Here is a 21,744-nt window from a genome sequence, read left to right as displayed (position 1 = left end):
AAAAAGAAATCTCAAACTGCTACATACGAAAGTATTAGCCTAAATTATAAAAAATGAAAAAAGTAGTATTAGCTTATAGCGGAGGATTAGATACCTCGTATTGTTTGAAATATTTAAAAAATGAAAAAGGATACGAAGTTCACACTGTTCTTGTAGACACAGGAGGATTTTCTGCTGAAGAATTAACAGCTATTGAAAAAAGAGCTTACGAGTTAGGAAGCGCACAACACGCCAACTTAACAATTTTAGATAAATATTACGATAAAGCTATCAAATACTTGATTTTCGGAAACGTATTAAAAAACAATACTTATCCATTATCAGTAAGTGCAGAGCGTGTTTTTCAAGCAATTGAAGCTATAAAATATGCTAAAAAAGTAGGAGCAACTGCAATCGCTCACGGAAGTACAGGTGCAGGAAACGACCAAATTCGTTTCGATTTGATTTTCCAAACTATCGCTCCAGAAATCGAAATCATTACTCCAATTAGAGATTTAAAATTATCAAGACAAGAAGAAGTTGATTATTTGGCTCAAAACGGAGTTCACTATTCTTGGGAAAAAGCACAATATTCTATCAATAAAGGACTTTGGGGAACAAGTGTTGGAGGTAAAGAAACTTTAACTTCAAGCCAACCATTGCCAAGTGAAGCATATCCTTCGCAATTGCAAAAAGAAGGAGAAGAAAAAGTAACGCTTCATTTTGAGCAAGGAGAATTAGTTGGTTTAAACGGAAAAACTGATAAACCTTCAAATAATATTGTTGCTCTTGAAAAATTAGCAAGTGCTTATGCTATTGGTAGAGATATTCACGTTGGAGATACAATTATTGGAATTAAAGGAAGAGTTGGTTTTGAAGCTGCTGCGCCGTTAATTATCATCAAAGCGCACCATTTATTAGAGAAACATACTCTTGGAAAATGGCAACAATACTGGAAAGAGCAATTAGGAAACTGGTACGGAATGTTATTTCATGAAGGTCAGTTCTTAGATCCAGTAATGAGAAACATCGAAACTTTCTTGCAAGACACTCAAAAAACAGTGAATGGAACGGTTACCGTTTCATTAAAACCATATCATTTCTCATTGGACGGAATCGAATCTGAAAATGATTTAATGAATACAGGTTTCGGTCAATATGGTGAAATGAACAATGCTTGGACATCAGACGATGCAAAAGGATTTATCAAGATTTTAGGAAATGCACAAAACATATTCTCATCTGTAAACAAATTAGATCATGATTAATGTCGGAATTATTGGTGGTTCGGGCTACACGGCCGGAGAACTCATCAGAATTTTAATGTATCATCCAAATGTAAACATCGATTTTGTTTACAGTACAACAAACGCTGGAAAGCCTCTTTCTGTAGCGCATCACGATTTGATGGGCGATATCGAAATGAATTTTACAGCCGAAATCAATCCAAATGTCAATGTTGTTTTCTTGTGTTTAGGTCACGGAAAATCGATTTCATTTTTGAAAGAAAATCAGTTTGCAAGTCATACCAAAATTATTGATTTAGGAAATGATTTTAGATTGAATAAAGACGCTCATTTCGAAGGAAAAGATTTTGTTTACGGTTTGCCTGAGATCAATAAAAGCGAAATCAAAAAGACAAATTATATTGCCAATCCAGGTTGTTTTGCAACTGCTATTCAGTTGGCTTTGTTGCCTTTAGCAAAGCATAATTTGTTGAATAATGATGTTCATATTAACGCTACAACTGGAAGCACAGGAGCAGGAGTAAGTCTTTCTGAAACTTCTCATTTCAGCTGGAGAAACAACAATATGTCGCATTACAAAGCTTTTGAACACCAACATTTAGGTGAAATCGGAGAAAGTCTGGTTCAGTTGCAGGATGATTTTGACAGCGAATTGCTTTTTATTCCGAATAGAGGAGATTTCCCAAGAGGAATTTTTGCAACTTTATATACAGTTTGCGATGATAGTTTGGAGCAATTAGTAGCAAAATATGAAGAGTTCTATAAAAACGAGCCTTTCGTAACCGTTACCACAACAAACATCAACATGAAACAGGTGGTGCAGACGAATAAATGTATTATTAGTTTATTGAAAAAAGGAAACCGGGTTCTCATAACATCAATTATAGATAACTTAACCAAAGGTGCTTCAGGACAAGCGATTCAAAACATGAATTTAATGTTCGGATTAGAAGAAACCACAGGTTTACATTTGAAACCAAGCGGATTTTAATTGAAAAAGTTATGAGTTATAAGTTATGGGTTAAGCGTTATATAACTGCTTAGATTTAAAAACTTCTAACTCCTATTATAAATAACTTTTCCAGAGTTAAAAAGTTACAAGCATTTTAAAGTCTGCTAAATAACTCTTAACTCCTAACAAATAACCTTTTAACTTTAAAAAGATGAACTTATTCAACGTTTACCCATTATACGACATAACTCCAGTAAAAGCAATAGATTGTACAATTATTGACGACAAAGGAGTAGAATATTTAGATTTATACAGCGGACATGGTGTGATTTCTATCGGACACACACAGCCAGATTATGTAGCAAAACTTAAAAACCAGATAGATAATTTAGGTTTTTATTCGAATGCCATTCAGAATCCTTTACAGGTGGAATTGGCGCAGAAATTAGGAAAACTTTCAGGATTAGAAGATTATGAGTTATTTTTATGCAGTTCTGGTGCTGAAGCAAACGAAAATGCCTTAAAATTAGCTTCTTTCCATAACGGAAAATCTAGAGTTGTAGCTTTTCATAACTCTTTCCACGGAAGAACTTCTGCAGCGGTTGCGGTTACAGACAATAAAAAGATTGTTGCGCCAATTAATGCACAGCAAGAAGTTACTTTTTTACCTTTAAACCAAATCGAATTGGTTGAAGCTGAATTAGCTAAAGGAGATGTTACAGCAGTAATTATAGAAGGAATTCAAGGAGTTGGAGGTTTAGACCAAGGAACAACTGAATTTTTTCAGGCTTTAGAGAAAGCATGTAAAAAACACGATGTTGTTTTAATTTTAGATGAAGTACAATCAGGATACGGAAGAAGCGGAAAATTCTTCGCTTTCCAACACCACGGAATCAATGCTGATATCATTTCAGTTGCAAAAGGAATGGGGAATGGATTTCCTGTTGGAGCGATTTTAATCTCTCCAAAATTCGAAGCAAGTTTCGGATTATTAGGTACAACTTTCGGCGGAAGCCATTTGTCTTGTGCAGCAGGAATTGCAGTTTTAGACGTAATTGAAAAACTTGATTTACAAAAGAATGTAAACGAAGTTTATGAGTATTTCTTAGAAAAAATCAAAGAAGTTCCAGGAATCAAACAAGTAAAAGGGAAAGGATTAATGCTTGGAGTTGAATTTGATTTTGATGTAGCAGCTTTAAGAAAGAAATTAATCATTGAAAAACACATTTTTACAGGAAGCGCGAACAATAAAAATCTATTAAGAATTTTACCGCCATTAACTGTGAAAAAAGCAGATATCGATACGTTTGTAGAAGCTTTAAAAGAAAGTTTAGAAGAATTAAAAAACTAAACACACAATTATCCTAACAGGTTTCTAAAACCTGTTAGGTATCAATAAGTTTCTATAAAAAGAAACAACCAAAAAACAACCAACCCACTTGAAATTATGAAACCATTATCAATTGAAACACGCAATGCGGTTTTGCGGACTATGGCAAAGCTGGTCGAGCAGGAGCGGAATGAGATAATCCTAACCAATCAGGAAGATCTCGCTGATTATGACGGCTCAGATTTAGCGATGGAAGAACGCTTAAAAGTAGATGATAAAAAAGTCGATGAAATGATCTTATCATTAAACCAATTGGCTTCTCAAGAAGATCCTGTTGGCGTTGAGCGTTTTCATTTTACCCATGATAATGGAATAAAAGTGGTAAATAAAACTGCAGCTTTCGGAACGATTTTAATAATTTACGAATCTCGTCCAGACGTTACAATTGAAGCAGGCGGAATCGCTTTTAAATCTGGAAATAAGATTTTATTAAAAGGCGGAAAAGAGTCTTTAAAATCAAACTTGAAAATCGTAAGTCTTTGGCACAAAGCTTTAGAAGAAAACGGAGTTTCAAAAGACTGGGTAGAATATCTGAATTACAACAGAACTGAAACTCAGGCTTTCTTAGAAAAACCAACTCAAAAAGTTGATTTAATTGTTCCGAGAGGCGGAGAAAAGCTAATTGAATTTGTAAAAGCGCATGCGACTTGCCCTGTTATTGTAAGTGGACGAGGAAACAATTTCGTTTACGTTCATGAAGATGCAGACACAGATTTAGCTTTAAAAGTAATTTTAAATGCTAAAACAGCTAAAATATCAGCTTGTAATGCATTAGATAAAGTTTTGATAAGTTCTAAGCTTCCAAATTTTGAAGGTTTTACAGCAATGTTGATTGAAGCTTTAATCGAAGCGAAAGTGGAAGTTATTGTAGATAAATCATTAGCAAATTTCGAAAATACTAAAACACTTCAAAACGATGATATTTGGTATGAAGAGTTTCTAGATTATAAAATCGTAATCGGAACAATCGATTCTCAGGATCACGCTATTGATATGATTAATAAATACTGTGGAGGGCATTCAGCTGCAATTATTTCAAGAGATAACGAAGCAGCACAACAATTTATGGAAGCTGTAGACGCAGCAGCAGTTTACCAGAATGCTTCAACTCGTTTTACAGACGGCGGACAATTTGGTCTTGGTGGAGAACTAGCGATAAGCACTGATAAATTGCATCAAAGAGGACCAATTGGACTTCAACATCTCGTAACGAATAAATGGTATGTGTACGGAGAAGGACAAATACGATAATTGTAGATTTTAGAGTTCAGATTTTAGATTGATGATTAACGAATTTTGATTTCAGATTATTTGAATTTTTATTTTAAAAATTTAAATCTATTTAAGGATACAGCTTTGTGAACTTAGCGTTTTGTAAACACAAACAACATAAAAAAACCTTGCGCCCTTTGCGGTTAAAAAACAAGACATGGCAAAAAAAAGGATTTTATTAAAAATAGGAAGTAATACTTTAACCAAAGAAACCAATCATATTTCGCGGGGAAAGATTGAAGACCTTGGAATACAGATTGCGGCTCTAAACGACGAATATGAATTTATCATCGTAAGTTCAGGAGCAATTGCGGCAGCAAAACAATTTGTGAAGTTGGATAATCAAGATAAAGATGTATTTGTAAAACAAGCTTTAGCTTCAATCGGACAGCCACATTTAATGCGGATTTACAATGAAAATTTTAAGGATTTAGGATTAAATACTTCGCAGTGTTTGCTTTCTTATTCTGATTTCGAAAAAGAACAGACCAAAAAGAACATTGTAAATACGATTAATGTATTGGTTAAAAACAATTACATTCCGATTATCAATGAAAATGATACCGTTGCAACAGATGAGATTCGGTTTGGAGATAATGATAAATTAGCGGCTTTAACGGCTGTTCTTTTAAATGTTGATATTCTGATAATTGCAACCAACACAAACGGAATTTACACGAAAGAATCAATTCATAATGAAGTTCCAGAAACAATTAAATTGGTAAATGATTTAAAAACGCTCGAAAAAGAAATCGGCGATTCAAAATCATCACATGGAACAGGAGGAATGCAATCTAAAATTGAAGCAGCGGCAATTTCAAAAGCAGCCAACATCGAAACCTGGATCGTTAACGGACTGAATGATAATTTTATTCTAAAGGCATTAAAAGACGAAATTCCGTTTACCAAGATTGTGTGATATTGAACGCGGATGAAACGGATTCGCTATCGCGAAGACGCGGATTTAAACGGATTTTATATTTATTTTAATTTTATGTAGTATATTTCATTCAAAATTATTTTATGGAATTATTGCATCGAGAGTTAACGGAACTCATTATTAAAACTTTTTATGAAGTTTATAATGAATTAGGACATGGGTTTTTAGAAAGAGTTTATCAAAATTCCTTGTATTTGGAATTGAAAAATAAAGGTTTGTATGTTGAAGCTCAAAAGAAAATTAAAGTTTATTATAAAGGAATAGAAGTTGGAGAATATTATGCCGATTTAGTAGTTGAAGATTTGATTATTTTAGAACTAAAAGCTGCTAATTGCATAGTAATAGAATTTGAAAACCAAATTTTGAATTATTTAAAAGGCACAAACTGTGAAGTAGGTTTGCTTCTAAATTTTGGAACAAAACCAGAATTTAGACGAAAAGTATTTGAAAACAGTAGAAAAATAAGAATATAAAAAATCCGCGTTAATCTGCGTCTTCGCAATAGCGAATCAGTAAAATCCGCGTTTAATTTTTACAAACCAATAAGAAAAACAAAGAACAAGAAGATGAACTATATTTCAATAAAAGACATCAACTCATTATCAAAATGGGTAAAACAAGCGATCAAAATCAAAAAGAATCCGCTTAAAAATCAAAGTTTAGGGAAGAATAAAACTCTTGGAATGTTATTTTTCAATCCGAGTTTGAGAACACGTTTGAGTACTCAAAAAGCAGCAATGAACTTAGGAATGAACGTTATGGTAATGAATTTTACCAATGAAGGCTGGACATTGGAATTCGAAGATGGAGCTGTTATGAATTCTGGTGCTTCAGAACACATTAAAGAAGCGGCAGAAGTAGTTTCGCAATACTGTGATATTATTGCCATTCGTGCTTTTGCTGGTTTAGTAGACAAAGAAAAAGATTATCAAGAAACTGTAATTTCAGGATTTTTGAAATACGCTACTGTGCCAATCGTAAATATGGAAAGCGCTATCCGTCACCCATTACAGTCACTTGCAGACGCGATTACAATGGAAGAATTCAAACCTAGACACAAAAACAAACCAAAAGTAGTGCTTTCGTGGGCGCCTCATCCAAAAGCGTTGCCTCAGGCAGTTGCGAATTCATTTGTAGAAATGATGCAAATGCAAAAAGACATGGATTTTGTAATCACGCACCCAGAAGGTTATGAATTAAGTCCAGAAATCACACAAGACTGTAAAATCGAATACGATCAAAACAAAGCATTTGAAAACGCTGATTTCGTTTATGTAAAAAACTGGAGTAATTTCAACGATTACGGAAAAGTAACCAATAGCGATCCGAATTGGACAGTTACTGCAGAGAAAATGGCTTTAACCAACAATGGAAAATTCATGCACTGTCTTCCTGTTCGTCGTAATGTAATTGTAAGCGATGAAGTTTTAGACGGAGAAAATTCAATCGTAATTGAACAGGCAAATAATAGAACATATTCAGCACAATTAGTTTTACAAAAGATTCTTAAAAAAATATAGTTTTTTGAGGTGCTAAGGTTCTAAGTTTCTAAGATGCTAAGAAACGATGAGCAAAAGCCTTAGTCCCTTAGAACCTTAGCAACTTAGAACCTCATGAAGAAAGTTACCGTAATCAAAATAGGTGGAAACATCATCGACAATCCGACAGAATTAGAACAATTCTTAACCGATTTTTCTAAAATAGAAGGCTATAAAGTTTTAGTTCACGGCGGTGGAAAATCGGCTACGAAAATGGCTCAGAGTATTGGATTAGTTCCACAAATGATTGATGGACGCCGAATTACAGATGCTCCAATGCTTGATGTTGTCGTGATGATTTATGCAGGACAAATCAATAAACATATTGTGGCGCAATTGCAGGCAAAAGATAATAACGCAATTGGTTTTTCTGGAGCTGACGGAAATTTAATTCAGTCAATAAAAAGAAATCACCCAACAATCGATTACGGATTTGTAGGTGATGTAAAACAAGTCAACACCAAATTACTGGCAACTTTATTAGAAGCTGGAGTTGTTCCTGTTTTCTGTGCAATTACACACGATAAAAACGGGCAATTATTAAATACAAATGCAGATACAATTGCAAGCGAATTGTCAATCGCTTTATCTGAAGTTTTTGATGTTACGTTGACATATTGTTTTGAAAAACAAGGCGTTTTACAAGATTCAGAAGACGATTCTTCTGTAATTACAGAAATCAACGAAGCTTTATATCAAAAACTAAAAGCAGAAAAAGTAATCCATTCTGGAATGATTCCAAAATTAGATAACTGTTTTAATAGTTTATCAAGAGGTGTGCAGAAAATCAAAATTGGACATCACAGAATGCTTCAAAATTCAGATATTCCGCATACAACGATTACATTATAAAAAATGTAGCCACGAATTGACATTAATTTTTGCTGTTAAAAGAGAAAATAATTTTAGATGCACGCTAAAAAGTTCATTTTGATTTTAAATCTGTGATAAAAAAATAATGTTTGAAAATCCGTGTAATTAGTGGCAAAAAAATAGAGCGCACAAGGTATTTTAAATAAATTTGCGCAAGTAAAAATGGTCAAAGGAAAGCTCAAAAACTTTGCTGCTTTGTCCCTTTGAGCCTTTGAACCTTATTAAAATGAAAAATATAGATACGCTTACCCAGGAAGCAATTAGTTTATTAAAAAGCTTAATCGAAACCCCTTCATTTTCAAGTGAAGAAGACCAAACAGCTCTTTTAATCGAAAATTGGTTCAATCAGAATGAAATTCCTTTCAAGAGAGAAAACAACAATGTGTGGGCTTTCAACAAATATTTCGACGAAAACAAACCGACACTTTTATTAAACTCACATCACGATACGGTACGACCAAATCAGGCATACACAAACGATCCGTTTAAAGCAATTGAAAAAGACGGAAAACTATTCGGTTTAGGAAGTAATGATGCAGGAGGCTGTTTGGTTTCGTTATTAGCAACTTTTGTACATTTTTACGAAAATCAAAATCTTTCTCACAATATTGTAATTGTAGCTTCTGCTGAAGAAGAAAGTAGCGGAAAAAATGGATTAAACAGTGTTTTAAAAAGTTTACCAGAATTAGATTGCGCTATCGTTGGAGAACCAACTTTAATGCAATTGGCAGTTGCAGAAAAAGGACTTTTAGTTTTAGATGTAAAAGTAAAAGGAACTGCAAGCCACGCCGCACATCAAAACGATGATAACGCTTTATACAAATCAATTCCAGTAATGGAATGGTTTAAAAACTATAAATTCGATAAAATCTCAGACGTTTTAGGGCCAGTTAAAATGACCGTTACGCAGATCAATGCAGGAAAACAGCATAATGTAGTGCCATCAGAATGTGATTTAGTGGTTGACATTCGTGTAACAGATCGCTACACAAACGCTGAAATTTTGGAAGTAGTAAAAGCAAATGTAAATGCCGAAGTAACACCAAGATCAATGCACTTAAACGCTTCATCTATTCCAGTTGCGCACGGTTTGGTTCAGGCCGGAATTGCTTTAGGAAGAACAACTTATGGTTCGCCAACACTTTCAGATCAATCTGTTTTAAGTTGTCAGTCTTTGAAACTTGGGCCAGGAGAAACGTTACGTTCGCATTCAGCAGACGAATTTATTTTTATAAATGAAATTGAAGAAGGAGTCGATTTGTATATTAAAATACTAACTGATTTCTTTAAATTATAATATTTTTTAGGAGCTAATCCCGCTATCCGTTCCAATCTTTTGTGCCGAACCCCGGCACAAAAGGATTTCCACTACTATCGGGGCTAGGACACTAAGGAACTTAGAAACATTAAGTAAAAAGAAACTTTGTGAATCTCTGAGAACCTTTGAGTATCTCTGTGAAACAAAAAACATACATCTTATGAAACTTTGGGAAAAAGGAATACCAACAGATAAACAAATCGAGCAATTCACAGTAGGAAACGACCGCGAACTGGATTTGGTTTTAGCAAAATACGATGCTTTAGGTTCAATCGCTCATGCCAAAATGTTAGGACAGATTGGTTTATTAACTACTGAAGAAACAACTTCTTTGGTTGATGCATTAAACGAAATCATCGCAGATATCGTAGTTGGAAATTTCGAAATCGAAGACAGTTTCGAAGACGTACATTCTAAAATCGAATATCTTCTAACGGTAAAACTTGGTGATGCAGGAAAGAAAATCCATACCGCGCGTTCTCGTAATGATCAGGTTTTAGTAGATGTAAATTTATATCTTAAAGACGTTGTAAAAGAGTTAAAAGAACAAATAAAAACACTTTTTGACTTAATGATGGAATCTGCAGAAAAACACCAAAATGTTTTATTGCCAGGTTATACACATTTGCAAATCGCGATGCCGTCATCTTTCGGAATGTGGTTTTCCGCTTATGCAGAAACTTTGATTGACGACATTACTATGCTGAATGCAGCCTTGAAAATTATAGATCAAAATCCGTTAGGTTCTGCTGCGGGTTACGGAAGCTCTTTTCCAATCAACAGAACATTTACAACACAAGAGTTAGGTTTTGAAACTTTAAAATACAATTCGGTTGCAGCTCAAATGAGCCGTGGTAAATCAGAGAAAACAGTTGCTTTTGCAATGAGTAGTGTTGCAGCCACGTTAGCTAAATTTTCAATGGATGTGTGTTTGTATATGAGTCAGAATTTCGATTTTATTGGTCTTCCGGCGCATCTTACAACAGGTTCAAGCATTATGCCTCATAAAAAGAATCCAGACGTTTTCGAATTAATCAGAGGAAAATGTAATAAGATTCAAGCACTTCCTTACGAAATTACTTTGATTACAAACAATCTTCCAAGCGGTTATCATAGAGATTTACAGCTTTTGAAAGAAGGTTTGTTCCCTGCGATTCAAAACCTAAAAGCTTGTTTAGATATTGCAATATTTTCAATTAAAGATATTACAGTAAAAGATCATATTTTAGAAGATAAAAAATACGATTATTTGTTTACGGTAGATACTTTAAACGAAATGGTTGTTGCAGGAATGCCGTTTAGAGATGCCTACAAAGCTGTTGCAGAACAATTAGAAGCAGGGACGTACAAATCTCCAAAAGAAACAAAACATACGCACGAAGGAAGTATTAATAACTTATGCTTAGATGCGATTAAAGATAAAATGAAAGCGGCTTTTTAATATCTCGTTAGATGTAAAAAGTGAGCTGTAAAAAGTAAAAAGGTCATTGATTTATTTCAATGACCTTTTTTTATGGAGTAAATTTTAGTTTTTCACCAGTTTAAAAGTTTTGCTTCGGTTTTCGATTTGAACTTTGCAGATGTAAATTCCTTTAGAAAGATTTCCAACATTTAGTTCTAGTCTTTCATCTGGAGAAATATTTTTTGACTGAGAATATACTTTTGATCCATTTGACGCAAATAAATTAACTTCGGCCAAACCGGTGTCAGAACTTGAAAAATCAATGTTTAAAAGGCGATTGATTACTGAAGGATAATATTTTAAATCCAAGTTATTGACATTATCGTTTAATCCTAAATTGTTACAGCTTGTAGATATAGCGCCTTGATTGCTAACTTGTAGCGTTGCTCCAGCGCCACAAGTCGCATTCGAAATATATTCTGCAACATTTGAAGTTGATAAGACAGTATAATTATAAGAAGGCTTTGTTACAGTAGTTCCTGAATTTGCAGGTGTATTTAAACAATTGGTGAAACTAATCCCAATTGTACCGCCATCAGTACTTACATAACTTTTAAAAGCAGTTCCAATTTTAGCAAAATCAGTTCCTTCAACATAACAAGTTGTATTATTGTTTCCGCCTCCTAAACCAATAGCTAATGAGCTCGAAACAGAAGTGTTGTAGTAGCAGTTTAGAATATGAAGTTCTGCATTTCTAGCTCTTGGCATTCTTTCTCTACAGCCTTCTGCCCAATAGCAATTTTTAAAAGTAATGCTATAATGTCCGTCTGAAGGAGCATCCGTTTTAGAAGAACCTACCAAATTAGAAAAACGGTGATCATCAGCTCCGCCAGAACCTCCAGCTTTTGGAGCTTTCAAATAAGTGAATTTGCACCAAGAAATAGTTACGTTATCTGCAGTGCCTTTATTGTCAAAATTACCATCCATTCCGTCTTGAAATTCGCAATGGTCAACCCAAAGATTGGTAGCTTCAGAAGTCAGATTATCACGCCCGTCAACATCATACGCGCCAGGTCCTTCAAAAATTAAATTTCTGATAATAATATTGTTAGATCCTGGTTTTAAACTCAAAATTCCTGAACCTGCAGCAGTTTGATCCAAATTGACTAAGCGAGCGCCTGGAAGACCAATTATGGTTTTATCATTTACTTGTAGGCTTGTATAGGTACAATTTATAGTTCCTGAAACTAAAATGACTTGCGGAGTTGTTAATTTTAATTTAGCCATTAAATCGGTTAAAGTAGACACTGTCACAGGAGTAGCACTTCCGCCTCCAGTTGCAGAAGCTCCAAATCCCTCTGGAGTGCTCATATAATAGTTTTGAGCAAACAGAAAGGAGCAAGGCAGAAGCAATGCCAATAAAATAAGTTTTGTTTTCATTTTTTAAGTGTGGTTTTTTGTGGTTTTATGTTTGTTGTAATCGATTGCACAAATGTAAAAGAATAAAAATAATTTTGAATTAAATTGTCAAATATTTTATATTTTAAGATTTTGATTATAAAAGTAATAATACTTTGTGCTTCCAGATAATAAAAGGAATTTTGAGCCAAAAGAAGAAAATTCATGCTAATTATATATATATTTGATACATCAATTTAAATTGTACCAATGGAAAAATTTAAAGAAAAGTCAACTTTCGATCTTTTTGAGAAAGGATTAATCACAGAAAATCAGTTTGAAGAAATTAAAGCTTACCGAAATTTAAATATATTTTCGCTCAACGCAGAATTAAAGCTTTTTCTGTATTTATCAGTACTGCTATTTACTTCAGGAATAGGAATTTTGATTTATGAAAACATTGATTCAATAGGTCATATTGCAATTCTTGCGGTACTTTTAATTGTTATTGTAGTTTGTTTTTTCTACTGTTTCAAACATTCTAAAGGATTTCAGAAAGAAGAAACCACTTTTGAGCATCCCGTTTTAGAATATCTTGTTTTAGGTGGTAATATATTGACTTGTATTTTTATTGGATATCTTCAATTTCAATATAAACCTTTTGGAGAGCATTACGGATTGGCAACTTTAGTCCCAACAATAGTGAGTTTCTTCTGTGCTTATTATTTTGATAATAGAAGTGTCTTGACAATCGCCATTACTGGTTTGGCAGCTTATGTTGGTCTTTCGGTAACACCTCAGGATTTGTTAAGTAATAATGATTTTTATGCCAGTCAAAATTTGAGTTATTCAGCAGTTATGCTAGGTGTGTTGTTGATTTTATGGACAATTTACAGCCGTCGAATTTCTCTTAAAACACACTTTGGTTTGGTTTTTCTAACTTTTGCTTTGCACATTATCAGTATTGCTGCAATTGCAAACTTAACTAATTATGATACAATTACATGGTTGATATTTGCGCTTATTTTAGCTGGTTCAACTTATTATTTTTATAAAGCAAGTTATGACCATAAAGCAGTGTCTTTGTATGTATTTATGATTGTTTATGCCTATATCGGAGGAAACATATTTTTGTTTAGAATCTTTGAAGATGTTGATTTTTCTGATATATGGGAATTGTTTATTTTCCTGCTTCCAGCTTATTTTGTAGGCTCAATTATAATGTTTATTAAGCTAATTAAAAACTTCCATAAAGAAATAACAGAATGATAGTATACGATAAACAAGTATTGCAAAATGAAGCTTTAGTAGGTGAAACAGATACTTTATACAAAGGAGGTTTTATTAGTAAAGACCAAAAGAAGTTTATAGAAAAAGAATTGCCAGTTTTGAAGACTCAAAACAATATTTTAGTTAGAATTGGTTTCTTTTTATTGGGAAGCATGCTGTATGGTTCTATTTGCGGAATGGTTTCTTTGTTTGGTATAAATTCTGAGCATATTTATTTCCAAATTTGTTTTTACATTTTTGCTGCTATTGGTTTTTGCGGATCTGAATTATTAGGAAAACAGCATTTTCATGCACATGGTTTAGATGATGCATTTATATTAGGAACAATTTTAAATGTTGGCTGTGCTATCGGAATTACAACAGAAGGTTACGAATTAGTCATTGCTTTTTTTGTGGCCGTAATATCATTATTTATGTTTTTAAGGTATTTGCATGTATTGTCAATGTTGGTATTTTGTTTAGCTGTAACTGCTTTTTTGTTTTTTGGAATGTTTGAATTTGGCGATATTGGAAAAGCTATTTTACCGTTTACAGCAATGATTTTTGCAGGAGTTTTTTACTTTTTAACGAAAAAGCTAATTAATGATTTAAAAGAAAATTACTACTACAACGGACTTTTATTAGCAAATAGCTTTTGTTTGGTTTTGTTTTACCTTTCTTGTAATTACTTAGTTGTAAGAGAGCTTTCTGCGGAACTTTTAGGCGTCGAAGTTAAGCCAGGAACAGATATTCCGTTTGCTTTTTTCTTCTACGGATTTACTTTCATTGTTCCGATAGTTTATTTGGTTCAGGCATTAAAAACAAAAGATAGAATAATGCTTTGGATGAGCTTTTTAACTATTGCATTTTCAATTTATACCATTCGATTTTATCACTCTGTTTTGCCAATTGAAGTGGCATTAACTCTGGGCGGAGTAGTTTTATTTGCAATAGCTTATTTTTCAATTAAAAAATTAAAAGAAAAAGAGAGCGGATTAACGTTTAAACCAGACAGAATCAATCATTCGGATTCTCTTTTAAATGCAGAAGCTTTAGTAGTAGCTTCAACTTTCGGAATGAAACCTGAAGTAAAAACGGTTTCTCCAATGGAATTTGGAGATGGAGGTTTCAGCGGAGGCGGAGCGGGAGAAAGCTTTTGATTAATTGTAAATGGTTAATTATAAAAAGTAAAAGTGAGATGTAAATTTATTGATACATCTCACTTTTTACATTTTTACATATTACAGAAGACTATACTTTGCTTTTCAATGCTTCAGCATCAATATCGCTGTGAGAAACATTATAAACTGCTTTTCCGTTTTTAATTAAAATCAATTGTGGAGATTCGTGATAAACACCAAATCTGCTTGCAATTTCGTTTGAAATGTCTCTATTTGCAATCAAATCTAAAAAGTACGGATCAACTGTTTCTTCAAGATCAAATTCTCTTTCAAATTGTTTTAAAGCCATTCGGCTAATACTGCATCTTGTACTATGTTTAAAAATAACAACTGGCTTTTCTGCAGAAACGGCTTCGATTTCCTGTAGTTGAAGAATATCTGTCAATTCTGTCCAGTTTACTTTATTTTTTGAAGCTTCTGAGTTCTCTGAACTTCCGAAGATTGAATTAAAAAAACTCATATTTGGCTTGTTTTATGACTTTTTGACGTGTTAAAATCGATAAATGCTGATTTTTAACGTCATTTTGTCTGTTTTTTTACTATGGAATATAATTTGTCTATTGGATTACAAAGTTAAATTATTTTGAGTTAATAACGTGCCTCAATAAATCGTAACTTTAATCTTATAAATTTCAAACATTTAAAATCAATCAAATCGTAAAAATATGAATATAAATAAGTTTACTATTAAATCGCAGGAAGCCATTCAGTTGTCTCAACAATTAGCGCAACGAAATGGCCAGCAGCAAATTGAAAATGAACACATTTTCAAAGCTATTTTTGAAGTTGATGAAAACGTGGCGCCATTTATTTTGAAAAAACTAAATGTAAATGTGCCGTTGTTTTTACAAATTTTAGACAGTACAATTCAGAGTTTTCCAAAAGTTTCTGGAGGTGAAATTATGCTTTCAAGAGATGCTAATAAAGCTTTGAATGAAGCTGAAATCATTGCACAAAAAATGAACGACGAATACGTTTCGATCGAACATTTAATTTTAGCCATTTTTGACTCTAAAAGCAGAGTTTCTCAGATTTTAAAAGATCAAGGCGTTACGGGTAAAGGTCTGAAAGCAGCTATTGAAGAATTAAGAAAAGGCGAAAGAGTAACTTCGGCTTCGGCAGAAGAAACCTATAATTCGCTTAATAAATACGCTAAAAACTTAAACGAATTAGCAAGAACAGGAAAACTTGATCCAGTTATTGGGCGTGACGAAGAAATTCGACGTGTCTTGCAAATTTTGACTCGTAGAACTAAAAACAATCCAATGCTTATTGGTGAACCTGGAGTTGGTAAAACGGCGATTGCAGAAGGTTTAGCGCATAGAATTGTGGACGGTGACGTTCCAGAAAACTTAAAAGAAAAAATCGTTTTCTCACTAGATATGGGAGCTTTGATTGCTGGAGCGAAATATAAAGGAGAATTTGAAGAACGTTTAAAATCGGTTGTAAAAGAAGTTACAGCTGCAGAAGGTGATATCGTTTTGTTTATTGATGAGATTCATACGCTTGTAGGTGCAGGTGGAGGTGAAGGCGCAATGGACGCGGCGAACATCTTGAAACCTGCTTTGGCTCGTGGAGAATTGAGAGCTATTGGAGCAACGACTTTAGATGAATATCAAAAATATTTTGAGAAAGATAAAGCGCTTGAAAGACGTTTCCAAAAGGTATTAATTGACGAACCAGATACAGAAAGTGCAGTTTCAATTCTTCGTGGAATCAAAGAAAAATACGAAACGCACCATAAAGTTCAAATCAAAGACGAAGCAATTATTGCAGCTGTTGAACTTTCGCAAAGATATATTACGAATCGTTTTTTACCAGATAAAGCGATCGATTTAATGGACGAAGCAGCTTCTAAATTGCGTATGGAAATCAATTCAAAACCAGAAGAATTAGATGTTTTGGATCGTAAAATCATGCAATTAGAAATTGAGATTGAAGCCATTAAGCGTGAAAAAGAAGAAAGCAAGCTGAAGATTTTAGGTATGGAATTGGCCAACTTGAAAGAAGAACGAAACGAAATCTACGCAAAATGGAAACAGGAAAAAGATATCGTTGACGGAATTCAAGCTGTAAAACATGAAATCGAAGACTTTAAATATGAAGCTGAACGTGCAGAACGCGAAGGTGATTATGGAAAAGTAGCTGAAATTCGTTACGGAAAAATCAAAGAAGCTCAAGAACGTCAGGAATCTTTGCAAAAGCAATTGCAAGAGTTTCAATCTGGAAATTCTTTAATTAAAGAAGAAGTAACTAGAGAAGATATTGCAGAAGTTGTAGCAAAATGGACTGGAATTCCAGTTACAAAAATGCTTCAAACGGAAAGAGAAAAGCTATTGCATTTGGAAGATGAATTACACAAACGTGTAGTAGGTCAAGAAGAAGCGATAGAAGCGGTGAGTGATGCAGTTCGTAGAAGTCGCGCCGGTTTACAGGATATGAAGAAACCTGTTGGAACATTCCTATTCTTAGGAACAACAGGAGTGGGTAAAACCGAATTAGCAAAAGCTTTAGCAGAATATCTTTTTGATGACGAAAATGCGATGACGCGTATCGATATGAGTGAGTATCAAGAACGTCATAGTGTGAGCCGTTTGGTTGGTGCACCTCCAGGATATGTAGGTTATGATGAAGGCGGACAATTGACAGAAGCGGTTCGTAGAAAACCATATTCTGTGATTTTGTTAGATGAGATCGAAAAAGCGCATCCAGATACTTTCAATATTTTATTGCAAGTTCTAGATGAAGGTCGATTGACAGATAACAAAGGACGTTTGGCCGATTTCAAAAACACGATTATCATCATGACGTCTAATATGGGAAGCCAGATTATTCAGGAGAAATTCGAAAATCTAAAAGGCGGAGTAGAAGCGGCAACAGAAGCTGCGAAAAATGAAGTTTTAGGATTACTGAAACAAACTGTTCGTCCAGAGTTTATCAACCGTATTGACGAAATTGTAATGTTTACGCCACTTACGGTAGAAAATATTTCAAGAATTGTTAGCTTACAATTGAAAGGAGTTACAAAAATGCTGGCTCAGCAAGGTATTACAATGGATGCAACTCCAGAAGCTATCGCTTACTTGTCAGACAAAGGATATGATCCGCAATTTGGAGCGAGACCTGTTAAGCGTGTAGTTCAAAGAGAAGTTTTAAATCAATTGTCAAAAGAGATTTTGGCAGGAAATATAACGACAGACAGCATTATTTTATTAGATGCTTTCGATGGCAAATTGGTTTTTAGAAACCAGACAGCTAATTAATTTTTTTTTCATTTGGTTAATCTTAAAAGCATCAGTATCAAAGCTGGTGCTTTTTTTTTGCCGTGAATTCTGAAACTTTTTGGATAATTTTTATAACAATAAATTTTGAAGAAATATCCAATTTTAAGTTTGTAAAAATCAGCAAATTATTAATTTAAAAATGAAAGATTATGAACAATATATTTAGAGGATTATTAGCAGGATACGGTGCTAAAAAATTAGGAGGCGGATGTTTTGGAACCATCATAGTTTTTATCATTCTTTGGGTTCTTTTAGGTCAATGCAATTAAAAATCCTATACAGAAAAATACGAATAAAAAGATAAATTTTGATGTAATATTATTGGGCAGATTAAGTCAAAATGTCTAGATTCGCATCACTAAAAATAAATTTAAAAAATGGGTTCAGGTTTTTTCGCACTATTAGATGATATCGCAGCAATAATGGATGACGTTGCAGTAATGAGCAAAGTTGCAGCAAAAAAAACAGCCGGAATTCTTGGTGATGATTTAGCAGTAAATGCTGAAAAAGCTTCTGGATTTGCTTCATCAAGAGAACTTCCTGTTTTGTGGGCAATTAGTAAAGGTTCCTTATTAAATAAAATCATTATTCTTCCAATTGCATTTTTGTTAAGTGCATTTTTTCCAATTGCTATTATGGTAATTTTGGTATTGGGAGGATTGTTTTTAGCTTATGAAGGAGCTGAGAAAATCTACGAATTTATAGTTCCTCACGCACACGAAGAATCGGAAGGAATAACTGATGAAGTACTTACTGAAGAAGAAATTTTAGTAATTGAAAAAGACAAAGTTAAATCGGCAATTGTGACTGATTTTATTCTTTCTGTAGAAATTGTAATCATTGCTTTAGGAACAGTGATTGGGAAACCATTATTATCGCAAATCATTACTGTTTCTATTATTGCAGTTATTGCTACGGTTGGAGTTTACGGAATTGTAGCGCTTATTGTTCGTATGGATGAAGTTGGTTTTAAAATGATTCAGCATAGTAAAAAAGAAAAAAGTCTTTTAAAAAGTGTTGGTAATATATTAGTTCAAGCACTTCCAAAAGTAATTAAAGCATTAACCGTAATTGGAACAATTGCTTTAATTTTAGTGGCTGGAGGATTATTTGTTCATAATATTGAATTTTTTCACCACTTGCTGCCAAACTTCCCTTCAATCATAAAAGAGTTCGCAATCGGGCTGATAATTGGTTTTATTGTTTTAGGAATTGTGAATCTTTTCAAAAAAATATTCCAAAAGAAAACAGCATAATATAGCTGTAAGCATATATTTAAAAGAAACACCAGTCGAAAGATTGGTGTTTTTTTTTGATGTAGAAATAAAACATTTTTTGCTTCAAGTTCTATCGGGTCTAAGCGAGAATTTTTATTTTTTTATAAGAAAATGAGATAAAATCATTAATTTTTTTTGATAAATAAGTTTTTGATTTACAAATGATTAATTGTTTTCTGAAAAAAAATAACATTTCCTCAAAGCAACCTTTTCAATTTAGCCACATCTTCATAGTAATTAACAATTAATTATTATTTTATATGAAAAGTTTTAGATTAAAATCTGTTTTAGTAGTATTATTTTTATCAATTACATTTGTTTCATGCAGTAATGATGATGACAACGACAAAACACCAGTTCCAACTACAAAAGCTGCTTTAGTAACAGAAATCAAAGGACCAGCAACTGGAAAAGTAAATGACGAATTAAGTTATGAAGTAACTTATGTAGTAGATAATTCTTGCGCAGAATTCGATAAAATCTCTGAAGTTACAATCGGATCAGTAAAAGGATTACAAGTAATTGCTAAATATCCAGCAGAAGTTTGTACACAACAAGTTCCAGAACCAAAGAAAACAGTTTACAAAATTAAACCAACTGCAAAAGGAACTGTAGAGATCAAATTCAAAAAATCAGAAACTGAATTCCTTACTCAAAAAGTTGTGATTGAATAACAACTAGTTTAGTTGATATTTTTTTAGGTTGAAAGCCATTTTAGAGAAGTTTATTTTTAAGCTGATGTAAAATGGTTTTTTTATTTATTAAATATTTAAAATCTATAAATTTTAAAGTCTACCTTAAAATCTTATCTTTGAATTATAAAAATAATATGATTATGGGAGCTTTGGAATTGAGAGATAGTATTTTAGAATATATAAATACAGCAGATGAACGTCTTTTAAAGGTTGTGAAAGCGGTAATTGAAAGTTACCAAGAAGATGAAATAGTTGCTTTTTCAGTTGATGGAAAACCTATTACTAGATCTGAGTATAAATCTGAGTTGGCAAATGCCGAAAACGAAATTAGAACCGGAAACGTAATTTCGCAAGAAGATTTAGAAAAAGAATCTGAAAATTGGTAAATGGGCAGAGTAAAAGTTATTTGGGCAAATTCTGCCAAAGAACAATTAAAAGCGATTTATACATTTTATAAACAGAAATCACCTCAAGGAGCTTTAAATGTAAAAGCTGATATTCTAGAAGCAGTTAAAAAGCTTAGTTTTTGCAGAACAGTATCAGAAAGATGAAATTGAACCAGAATATAGAAAGATTATTGTTAGAGATTATAAGATGCTTTATAAAGAAATAGATGGTACGGTTTTCATTGTGAAAATATTTTCAATGAAACGTTTTCCGAATAGTCAGATGGAGTAGAGCTTTTTTAGAGCTCTTTTTTTTATGTGTTTGAGATAAAACCTAACTTTGCCATTCCTCTAAAATTTACTATTTTTGCACTCTAAATTTTATGTCATGCCGAAAAGAAAATATAAAATATCAGTTATTCAGTTAAATCTGAATGATGTTGCCGAAAATAATCTTAAAAAATGTATCAGCTGGGTAAGAGATGCTGCAAGTCAAGGAGCAGAAGTTATCTTACTTCCTGAATTATATAGCAGTCATTATTTCTGCCAAAGCGAAGATGTTGATAATTTTGCATTAGCGGAGCCATTATACAGTACTTCATTTATTGCTTTTAGCGAATTGGCTAAAGAATTAGGAGTAGTTATTATTGTTCCTTTCTTCGAAAAAAGAATGGCTGGAATTTACCATAACAGTGCTTACATCATCGATACAGATGGGACAGAAGCTGGTTTATACCGCAAAATGCATATTCCAGACGATCCTCATTTCTATGAAAAATTCTATTTTACGCCTGGGGATTTAGGTTTCCAAGCTATTGAAACTAAAAAAGGAACTGTTGGAACTTTGATCTGCTGGGATCAATGGTACCCAGAAGCTGCTCGTATTACAGCACTTAAAGGTGCTGAGGTTTTATTTTATCCAACAGCTATTGGATGGCATCCTAAAGAAAAAGAACAATATGGAGAAAACCAATATGGAGCTTGGATGAACGTAATGAAAGGTCACGCCGTTGCAAACGGTGTTTTCGTTGCAGCAGCAAACAGAATTGGTTTAGAAAAATATATCGACGGAACGGAAGGAATTCAGTTCTGGGGAGCTTCTTTCATTGCAGGACCACAAGGTGAAATTTTAGCGCAAGCGTCTCACGATAAAGAAGAAATCTTAATTGCTGAGGTTGATTTAGATTTACAAGAAAACGTTCGTCAAAACTGGCCATTCTTTAGAGATAGAAGAATTGATGCTTTTGGAGATATTGTAAAAAGAGCAATCGATAAATAATTAGATTTATCTCAAATATAATAAAAGGACAAAGTGTATATTTTGTCCTTTTTTGCTTTGAGTC

General features: G+C 33.2%; 20 protein-coding genes. 18 read left to right on the top strand and 2 right to left on the bottom strand.

Annotated elements, in window-relative coordinates; all coding sequences use genetic code 11:
- Positions 1–53: 53 nt before the first annotated feature.
- The 10 genes from OD917_RS10680 to argH all read left to right on the top strand — a co-directional run bounded on the left by OD917_RS10680 (position 54) and on the right by argH (position 10,950).
- The gene (locus OD917_RS10680) at positions 54–1,247 is read left to right on the top strand and encodes an argininosuccinate synthase (protein WP_073409232.1); all 1,194 of its coding nucleotides are present in this window, start codon (positions 54–56) and stop codon (positions 1,245–1,247) included.
- A complete protein-coding gene (gene argC / locus OD917_RS10675) occupies positions 1,240–2,217 on the top strand; it encodes an N-acetyl-gamma-glutamyl-phosphate reductase (protein ID WP_263523517.1) in 978 nt (325 codons plus the stop codon). Before OD917_RS10680 ends, argC begins: the two co-directional genes overlap by 8 nt.
- A 172-nt stretch (positions 2,218–2,389) precedes the next feature.
- The gene (locus OD917_RS10670; RefSeq protein ID WP_263523516.1) at positions 2,390–3,529 is read left to right on the top strand and encodes an aspartate aminotransferase family protein; all 1,140 of its coding nucleotides are present in this window, start codon (positions 2,390–2,392) and stop codon (positions 3,527–3,529) included.
- 96 nt (positions 3,530–3,625) lie between these two features.
- The gene (locus tag OD917_RS10665) at positions 3,626–4,819 is read left to right on the top strand and encodes a glutamate-5-semialdehyde dehydrogenase (protein ID WP_411970348.1); all 1,194 of its coding nucleotides are present in this window, start codon (positions 3,626–3,628) and stop codon (positions 4,817–4,819) included.
- Positions 4,820–4,997: 178 nt separating this feature from the next.
- The gene (proB, locus tag OD917_RS10660; RefSeq protein WP_263523515.1) at positions 4,998–5,759 is read left to right on the top strand and encodes a glutamate 5-kinase; all 762 of its coding nucleotides are present in this window, start codon (positions 4,998–5,000) and stop codon (positions 5,757–5,759) included.
- A 104-nt stretch (positions 5,760–5,863) separates the two neighbouring features.
- Complete coding sequence (locus OD917_RS10655; RefSeq protein ID WP_263523514.1) at positions 5,864–6,253, top strand: GxxExxY protein; 390 nt, start codon at positions 5,864–5,866, stop codon at positions 6,251–6,253.
- A 93-nt stretch (positions 6,254–6,346) separates the two neighbouring features.
- On the top strand, positions 6,347–7,300 hold the full coding sequence (locus tag OD917_RS10650) for an N-acetylornithine carbamoyltransferase (protein ID WP_263523513.1): 954 nt from the start codon (positions 6,347–6,349) through the stop codon (positions 7,298–7,300).
- Between the two features lie 93 nt (positions 7,301–7,393).
- The gene (argB, locus tag OD917_RS10645) at positions 7,394–8,170 is read left to right on the top strand and encodes an acetylglutamate kinase (RefSeq protein WP_263523512.1); all 777 of its coding nucleotides are present in this window, start codon (positions 7,394–7,396) and stop codon (positions 8,168–8,170) included.
- A 247-nt stretch (positions 8,171–8,417) separates the two neighbouring features.
- Positions 8,418–9,488 (top strand): M20 family metallo-hydrolase, encoded by a 1,071-nt coding sequence (locus OD917_RS10640; RefSeq protein WP_115886814.1) that lies wholly within the window; start codon positions 8,418–8,420, stop codon positions 9,486–9,488.
- A gap of 181 nt (positions 9,489–9,669) precedes the next feature.
- Positions 9,670–10,950 carry an argininosuccinate lyase gene (argH, locus tag OD917_RS10635; RefSeq protein ID WP_263523511.1) on the top strand — a complete coding sequence of 427 codons (1,281 nt, stop codon included), beginning with the start codon at positions 9,670–9,672 and terminating at the stop codon, positions 10,948–10,950.
- A gap of 84 nt (positions 10,951–11,034) precedes the next feature.
- Here argH and OD917_RS10630 read toward each other — a convergent pair whose 3' ends face one another.
- A complete protein-coding gene (locus OD917_RS10630; RefSeq protein WP_263523510.1) occupies positions 11,035–12,351 on the bottom strand; it encodes a T9SS type A sorting domain-containing protein in 1,317 nt (438 codons plus the stop codon).
- Between the two features lie 228 nt (positions 12,352–12,579).
- Between OD917_RS10630 and OD917_RS10625 the strand changes: the two genes are divergently transcribed.
- Complete coding sequence (locus tag OD917_RS10625; protein WP_263523509.1) at positions 12,580–13,578, top strand: DUF2157 domain-containing protein; 999 nt, start codon at positions 12,580–12,582, stop codon at positions 13,576–13,578.
- Positions 13,575–14,738: a hypothetical protein gene (locus OD917_RS10620; RefSeq protein WP_263523508.1), complete on the top strand. Its 1,164-nt coding sequence runs from the start codon at positions 13,575–13,577 to the stop codon at positions 14,736–14,738. Before OD917_RS10625 ends, OD917_RS10620 begins: the two co-directional genes overlap by 4 nt.
- A 91-nt stretch (positions 14,739–14,829) precedes the next feature.
- Here the strand turns inward: OD917_RS10620 and ytxJ are convergent, their stop codons facing one another.
- Entirely contained in the window at positions 14,830–15,219 is a 390-nt protein-coding gene (gene ytxJ / locus OD917_RS10615; RefSeq protein WP_263523507.1) for a bacillithiol system redox-active protein YtxJ, read from the bottom strand.
- Positions 15,220–15,424: 205 nt separating this feature from the next.
- On the opposite strand from ytxJ, the gene clpB reads away from it, so the two are divergent.
- The 6 genes from clpB (at position 15,425) to OD917_RS10585 (ending at position 21,680) form a co-directional block, all read left to right on the top strand.
- Entirely contained in the window at positions 15,425–18,022 is a 2,598-nt protein-coding gene (gene clpB, locus OD917_RS10610) for an ATP-dependent chaperone ClpB (RefSeq protein WP_263523506.1), read from the top strand.
- A gap of 398 nt (positions 18,023–18,420) precedes the next feature.
- Positions 18,421–19,299 (top strand): DUF808 domain-containing protein, encoded by an 879-nt coding sequence (locus OD917_RS10605; protein ID WP_263523505.1) that lies wholly within the window; start codon positions 18,421–18,423, stop codon positions 19,297–19,299.
- Positions 19,300–19,580: 281 nt separating this feature from the next.
- Positions 19,581–19,994 carry a hypothetical protein gene (locus tag OD917_RS10600; RefSeq protein WP_263523504.1) on the top strand — a complete coding sequence of 138 codons (414 nt, stop codon included), beginning with the start codon at positions 19,581–19,583 and terminating at the stop codon, positions 19,992–19,994.
- Positions 19,995–20,131: 137 nt separating this feature from the next.
- Positions 20,132–20,401 carry a hypothetical protein gene (locus tag OD917_RS10595; protein ID WP_263523503.1) on the top strand — a complete coding sequence of 90 codons (270 nt, stop codon included), beginning with the start codon at positions 20,132–20,134 and terminating at the stop codon, positions 20,399–20,401.
- Positions 20,402–20,566, top strand: a complete 165-nt coding sequence (locus tag OD917_RS10590) for a type II toxin-antitoxin system RelE/ParE family toxin (RefSeq protein ID WP_263523502.1) — start codon at positions 20,402–20,404, stop codon at positions 20,564–20,566.
- A 223-nt stretch (positions 20,567–20,789) separates the two neighbouring features.
- Positions 20,790–21,680 (top strand): carbon-nitrogen hydrolase, encoded by an 891-nt coding sequence (locus tag OD917_RS10585; protein WP_263523501.1) that lies wholly within the window; start codon positions 20,790–20,792, stop codon positions 21,678–21,680.
- Positions 21,681–21,744: the final 64 nt, after the last annotated feature.

Source organism: Flavobacterium sp. SH_e (genome assembly GCF_025717045.1).
Lineage (GTDB): Bacteria > Bacteroidota > Bacteroidia > Flavobacteriales > Flavobacteriaceae > Flavobacterium.
This window is presented reverse-complemented; position numbering and strand designations above follow the sequence as displayed.

Coding starts and splice junctions, on each gene's coding strand:
- OD917_RS10680 (WP_073409232.1), top strand. CDS start 54: ATGAAAAAAGTAGTATTAGCTTATAGCGGAGGATTAGATACCTCGTAT.
- argC (WP_263523517.1), top strand. CDS start 1,240: ATGATTAATGTCGGAATTATTGGTGGTTCGGGCTACACGGCCGGAGAA.
- OD917_RS10670 (WP_263523516.1), top strand. CDS start 2,390: ATGAACTTATTCAACGTTTACCCATTATACGACATAACTCCAGTAAAA.
- OD917_RS10665 (WP_411970348.1), top strand. CDS start 3,626: ATGAAACCATTATCAATTGAAACACGCAATGCGGTTTTGCGGACTATG.
- proB (WP_263523515.1), top strand. CDS start 4,998: ATGGCAAAAAAAAGGATTTTATTAAAAATAGGAAGTAATACTTTAACC.
- OD917_RS10655 (WP_263523514.1), top strand. CDS start 5,864: ATGGAATTATTGCATCGAGAGTTAACGGAACTCATTATTAAAACTTTT.
- OD917_RS10650 (WP_263523513.1), top strand. CDS start 6,347: ATGAACTATATTTCAATAAAAGACATCAACTCATTATCAAAATGGGTA.
- argB (WP_263523512.1), top strand. CDS start 7,394: ATGAAGAAAGTTACCGTAATCAAAATAGGTGGAAACATCATCGACAAT.
- OD917_RS10640 (WP_115886814.1), top strand. CDS start 8,418: ATGAAAAATATAGATACGCTTACCCAGGAAGCAATTAGTTTATTAAAA.
- argH (WP_263523511.1), top strand. CDS start 9,670: ATGAAACTTTGGGAAAAAGGAATACCAACAGATAAACAAATCGAGCAA.
- OD917_RS10630 (WP_263523510.1), bottom strand. CDS start 12,351: ATGAAAACAAAACTTATTTTATTGGCATTGCTTCTGCCTTGCTCCTTT.
- OD917_RS10625 (WP_263523509.1), top strand. CDS start 12,580: ATGGAAAAATTTAAAGAAAAGTCAACTTTCGATCTTTTTGAGAAAGGA.
- OD917_RS10620 (WP_263523508.1), top strand. CDS start 13,575: ATGATAGTATACGATAAACAAGTATTGCAAAATGAAGCTTTAGTAGGT.
- ytxJ (WP_263523507.1), bottom strand. CDS start 15,219: ATGAGTTTTTTTAATTCAATCTTCGGAAGTTCAGAGAACTCAGAAGCT.
- clpB (WP_263523506.1), top strand. CDS start 15,425: ATGAATATAAATAAGTTTACTATTAAATCGCAGGAAGCCATTCAGTTG.
- OD917_RS10605 (WP_263523505.1), top strand. CDS start 18,421: ATGGGTTCAGGTTTTTTCGCACTATTAGATGATATCGCAGCAATAATG.
- OD917_RS10600 (WP_263523504.1), top strand. CDS start 19,581: ATGAAAAGTTTTAGATTAAAATCTGTTTTAGTAGTATTATTTTTATCA.
- OD917_RS10590 (WP_263523502.1), top strand. CDS start 20,402: ATGGGCAGAGTAAAAGTTATTTGGGCAAATTCTGCCAAAGAACAATTA.
- OD917_RS10585 (WP_263523501.1), top strand. CDS start 20,790: ATGCCGAAAAGAAAATATAAAATATCAGTTATTCAGTTAAATCTGAAT.